This window comes from Archangium sp. (genome assembly GCF_036388035.1).
In the GTDB taxonomy this organism is placed as follows: Bacteria; Myxococcota; Myxococcia; order Myxococcales; family Myxococcaceae; genus Archangium.
Genome location: NZ_DASVSO010000180.1, coordinates 1 through 5270 on the forward strand (window position 1 = coordinate 1; position 5270 = coordinate 5270).

Below are 5270 nucleotides of genomic sequence, written 5' to 3' on the forward strand. Positions count from 1 at the left end.
CATCCGGACCTGATGCTGCACCCGAGCATGGCCGAGCGCTTCAAGCGCGAGGCGCGCCTGCTGTCGGCGGTGGAGCACCCGGCGGTGGTGCGCGTCATCGACTATGGCGAGGCGGGAGTCGGCGCCTGTCTGGTGATGGAGTACGTGGAGGGAGAGAACCTCTACGACGTGCTGCAGGAGGGGGCCATGGCTCCCTTGCGCGCGCTGCGGCTGCTGTACCAGCTCGCCGAGGGCCTGGCGGCCATCCACGACAAGGGCATCATCCACCGCGACCTCAAGCCGGAGAACGTGCTCCTCACCAAGGGGCTGCGCGGCGAGCAGGCCCGGCTGCTGGACTTCGGCATCGCCCGGCTGGTGGAGCCGGACACGGCGAGCAACCTCAGCCAGGTGGGCCTGGTGGTGGGCACGCCGGAGTACCTCTCGCCGGAGCAGGCGGTGGGGGCACCGGTGGATACGCGCAGTGACCTGTACTCCTTTGGAGTGCTCGCCTACCGCGTGCTCTCGGGCCAGCTCCCCTTCCCGGGACCGGGGCCCACCCAGTACGTCGCCCAGCACGCCGCCGCCTCGCCCCTGCCGCTCCTCGAGGCCGCGCCCACGCTCAGCGCCTACCCGGCGCTCGTCGCGCTGGTGATGCAGCTGCTCCAGAAGGACCCTGGCCAGCGGCTGCCCCACGCGAGCGCGCTGGTGGACGCACTCGGCGCCGCGGCGGCCGCGGGTGCCCAGGGCGTGGCGGCGGGAACCTTCGCGGCGGCCTCGGGCGCCTCTCCCCTCTCCTCGGGCATCACCGCCTTCCTCGCGCCCCCGCCCGCCTCGCTCGGGGGTGGCACGGCCGCCTTCGCCGCGCCCTCGCCGGGACCGGCGCCTTCTCCGCCCTCGGGCACCCTCGCCTTCGCGGTACCCGAGAGCGACGGCCCCTCGCCCTCCCGCGCTCCCACCCGTCCCTCCCCGTCCTCCATCGCCGCCGTGGCGGCCTCCGGGGCCGCGAGCCCCGGGCCCTCGCGCGCCCCCACCCGCTCCGTCCAGGAGCCCGTGAATCCGGTGCGCGGCACCACGGGCTTCCTCGCGCCCAAGCCCTCGGGCACGCTGCCGGGCGTCGTCGGGAGCAGCACGCTCTCGGGCAGCAAGCCGCAGAACCTGACGGTGATGCTCACCGACCTGCGGGGCTACACCGAGCGCACCTCGCGGCAGACGCACGAGCAGAACGCGCGGATGCTGGAGACGCACGACGGGCTGCTGCTGCCGATGCTGCGCGAGTACGGCGGCAAGCTGGTGCAGAAGCGGGGTGACTCGCTGCTGGCCGTCTTCCCCTCGCCCACCCACTCGGTGCTGTGCGGCATGGCCATGCAGGACCGGCTGTGGCGGCACAACCAGCAGTGCGCCCCGGAGGAGCAGCTCCCCGTGCGCATCTGCCTCCACACGGGGGAGGTGCTCCTCACGCGCGACGCGGTGCTGGGCGAGCCGGTGGAGGTGGTGAAGGCGGTGGAGGCGGTGGCCGAGGCCGGTGAGGTCATCTTCACCGAGTCGGTGAACCTCGCGCGCGGCCGGGTGGAGGGAGACTCCGAGCCCTGCGGCACGGTGCCGATGCCGGGCATTGGCGAGCCGCTCCAGCTCTACCGCTGCCGCCGGGCCGCGGAGGGCCTGCCCTTTGGTGGCCAGGACGAGGTGTCCATGCGTCCCCCGCTCGAGGAGCAGCTCGCCCCGGTGGTGCGGCCGCTGCGCAAGGCGTGGGAGCGGGTGGCGCCGGTGCTGGGCGTGGTGGCCAGGCGAGCGCTGGCCGTCGTGCGCGCCCACCCGGGCCGGGCGGCGGGCGTGGGCGTGGGACTGGTGGTGGTGCTGGGCCTCGGCACCTTCGAGAAGCTGCGCCGCGACGACCCCGTGTACCAGGCGCGCGAGCTGCTGGAGACGGGCAAGCCCGCGGACGCGCTCAAGCGCCTGACGGACGTCCCGGCGGAAGTGAAGAAGGACAAGGACGCGGCGATGCGGCAGGTGCGCGCGCGGGCGCTGCACGGGCTCAACCGGCACGAGGAGGAGCACTCGGTGCTGGCGGGGCTGGACGCGGAGGCGCGCGAGTCCGTCGAGCGGCAGGTGCTGGACGCGCTGGCCGAGGACTTCGGCGAGGACGAGACGGACAAGGGGCTGCGCAAGGTGCTGGCCGCGCTCCCCAAGGAGCACGTGAAGCAGTCCTTCGAGGAGCTGGCGGCGGAGGAGCCCTCGCCCCGGCAGTGGGGCGCGCTGCGCTACCTGGAGGCGGTGCAGTCCACCGACGGCGTGAACCTGGTGAGGCTGTACATGCGCTCGCTCGACTCGAAGAACTGCGGCACGCGGGCGCGCTCGGCGCGGCGGCTCGCGGCGCTGGGAGACGCGGACGCGGTGCCGGCGCTCAAGCGGTTGAGCGAGCAGCCCCGGGAGAAGGCGCTGCTCGGCTCGAAGAACTGCGGCCAGGACGAGGCGGAGGACGCCATCCGCACGCTGACGAAGAAGTAGCGCGCTCCGCTCGCCCTCATCCCACTCGAGGTGCGGGTGGCCCGCCGAGGTGACTACAGCGGCCCAGGCGAGGCGAAGCCGACGAAGAGCTCGCCCGTGAGCCAGGCGCGCTGTCCCCGTGCCGCGGCCCGGAGGAAGTCGTTGAGGACGGGCCCGCCCTCGCCGACGCGGTGGGTGCGCGGGAAGAGGAGGTTGAAGCGCGAGCGGGCGATGCCCTTGCTGCCCCGGTGGATGAAGGTGACGGTGCCATCGAGCTCGACGCTCTCGACGACGCCGATGTGGGTCAGCCCGTCGTTGCGCTGGCCGTCGCGGTTGCGGTCATACGTCTCGCGGAAGAAGACGAGGTCCCCCGGGCGCGGTCGGCGCTGGTGGAGGGCGCCCCGGCTCTCCGCGCGGCGGTAGATGGCGGTGACGGCGTTCTCCCCCGCGAGGAAGCCGTGGTTGACGAGGTCGATGCCGGCCTTCTGGTAGGCGAGCCGCACGAAGCCGGAGCAGTCGTCCGGGACGCCCCGGTCCACGCGGCTGAGCTGCTTCACCCCCAGGAGCTGGATCGCGCGCTCGACGATGAGGGCCGCGGAGCGCGAGGGCGCCGCCGCGAACCCGAGGTGCGGGGACGAGGCGCTGGACGCGAGCCGCATGGCCTCGAGCACGGTGGCCAGCGCGTTCGCCTCCGCCACCACGTCCTCGAGCGGCGCCTGGGCGGCCAGGTGGACGGCCTCCACCGGGGCGACGACAGCCGGGCGGCGCGCGGGCGCCGTACCGGCACAGGCGACGAGGAGACACACCGGAGCGAGGAAGAGACAGCGCATGCGAGGGCCCTGGGAGACGAAGGGGGGCGACATTATCCACCGCAACCCCCGCCTGCACCCTCTACGACCGAGCGGGGGCACCACCTCGCCCGGGGCCCCTCAGGGGGACGGAGAGACCGGGAGGACGCGGAGCACCCGAGAGGCGCCGCCCGGGGTGTTCTCCGCTGGACGCCCAGGGCCGTGGACCGTCCAGGAGAATTGGAGGATTGCAGGGAGCCGGGAGGTTTGTCTTCGTGGGAGGGAGGGAGGGCACTAGCGTGGGAAGCGTGAATCCCCTCGTCCTCGGCCTGCTGGCGGGTGCGCTCGGTGGCGCCACGGGAGCGTGGCTCACCCGGCGTGATCCGACACGGAGACGGTCGGGGGAGCCAGGGGCCCCTACCCTCCTGCGCGCCGAGGTGGGCGCCGTGCTGGCCCGCCCGGGGACCCTGCCGGAGCTGCTGCAGCCGTGCGCGGAGGCGATGGTGCGCCACCTCGGGGCGGCCTTCGCGCGCATCTGGGTACTGCCTCCGGACGAGCAGGTGCTCGAGCTGTGGGCGAGCGCGGGGCTCTACACCCACCTGGATGGGCCGCATGCGCGCATCCCCGTGGGCCAGCTCAAGATTGGCCAGCTCGCCCAGGAGCGCGTCCCGCACATCACCCACGACGTGATGAACGACCCACGGGTGTCGGACAAGGAGTGGGCACGCCGCGAGGGGCTGGTGACCTTCGCCGGCTACCCGCTGCTGGCCGAGGGCCGCGTGGTGGGGGTGGCGGCGCTGTTCTCGCGCCGACGGCTGGAGGACGACACGATGGAGGCGCTGGCCTCGGTGGCGGACGCGCTGGCGCAAGGCATCGCGCGCAAGTACGCCGAGGAGCAGCTCCGGCGGAGCGAGGAGCGCTTCCGGCTGCTGCTCGACTCCACCGGCGAGGCCATCTACGGCATCGACCAGCAGGGGCGGTGTACCTTCGCCAACCGCACCTGCGTGCGGCTGCTGGGCTACCCGGACGCCTCGGTGCTCCTCGGGCGCCCCATCCACGAGACCATCCACCACAGCCACCCGGACGGGACGCCCTACCCCCGGTCGGAGTGCGCCATCTACGAAACCACCGTGCGAGAGGGCCGCCACAGCGACAACGAGTGGCTGTGGCGCGCGGACGGCACGGGCTTCCCGGCGGAGCTCTGGTCCTACCCGGTGCTGCGGGGCTCCGAGCGGCTGGGCGCGGTGATCACCTTCGTGGACATCACCGAGCGCCGAAAGGAGGAGGCGGAGCGGGCGCGGCTGTTGCACGAGTCGCAGGAGATGGTGCGCGCCCGGGACGAGTTCCTGGCCCTCGCCTCGCACGAGCTGCGCACGCCCCTCACGCCGCTGCGGCTGGGGGTGCAGCATGCCCTGCGGATGGTGCGCGGCGGCTCCCCCGCCACCGAGGAGCTGCTGGCCCGGCTGATGGTGGCCGAGCGCCAGGTGGTGCGCCTCACCCGGCTGGTGGAGAGCATGCTGGACCTGTCGCGGCTGACGCGGGGCGAGCTGCAGCTCGAGCTGGCGCCGTGCGACCTGGCGGAGCTGGTGCGCGAGGTGCTGGAGCGCTCGCACGAGGTGCTCGCCCAGGCGGGGTGCTCGCTCGATGCACAGGTGGAGGGCCCCCTGCCGGTGCTCGGGGACCGGCTGCGGCTGGAGCAGGTGCTGGAGAACCTGCTGTCCAACGCGATGAAGTACGGGGCCACCTGCCCCATCCACCTCCGCTGCCGGGCCGAGCAGGGCCGCGCGCTGCTGAGCGTGGAGGACGAGGGCATCGGCATCCCGCCGGAGGACCAGGAGCGCATCTTCGGGCGCTTCGAGCGCGCCGCGCCCCTGCGTCACTACGGCGGCTTCGGGCTCGGGCTCTACATCCTCCGGGAGATCGTCGAGGGGCACGGCGGAAGCGTCTCGGTGGCGAGCGAGCCCGGACAGGGCGCCCGCTTCACCGTGGCCCTTCCCCTGCTGGGCGCCCCCGACGGCG

3 protein-coding genes are annotated in these 5270 nt (G+C 73.7%); 2 read left to right on the forward strand and 1 reads right to left on the reverse strand.

Going from position 1 to position 5270, the window contains the following annotated elements:
* A partial coding sequence (locus VF697_RS07880) for a protein kinase domain-containing protein (RefSeq protein WP_331092886.1) occupies positions 1–2484 on the forward strand: 2484 nt, incomplete at its 5' end.
* 53 nt (positions 2485–2537) lie between these two features.
* Here the strand turns inward: VF697_RS07880 and VF697_RS07885 are convergent.
* Positions 2538–3293 (reverse strand): CHAP domain-containing protein, encoded by a 756-nt coding sequence (locus VF697_RS07885; RefSeq protein ID WP_331092887.1) that lies wholly within the window; start codon positions 3291–3293, stop codon positions 2538–2540.
* 257 nt (positions 3294–3550) lie between these two features.
* Between VF697_RS07885 and VF697_RS07890 the strand changes: the two genes are divergently transcribed.
* Positions 3551–5270, forward strand: a 1720-nt coding sequence (locus tag VF697_RS07890; protein ID WP_331092888.1) for a sensor histidine kinase, incomplete at its 3' end; no start/stop codon positions are given.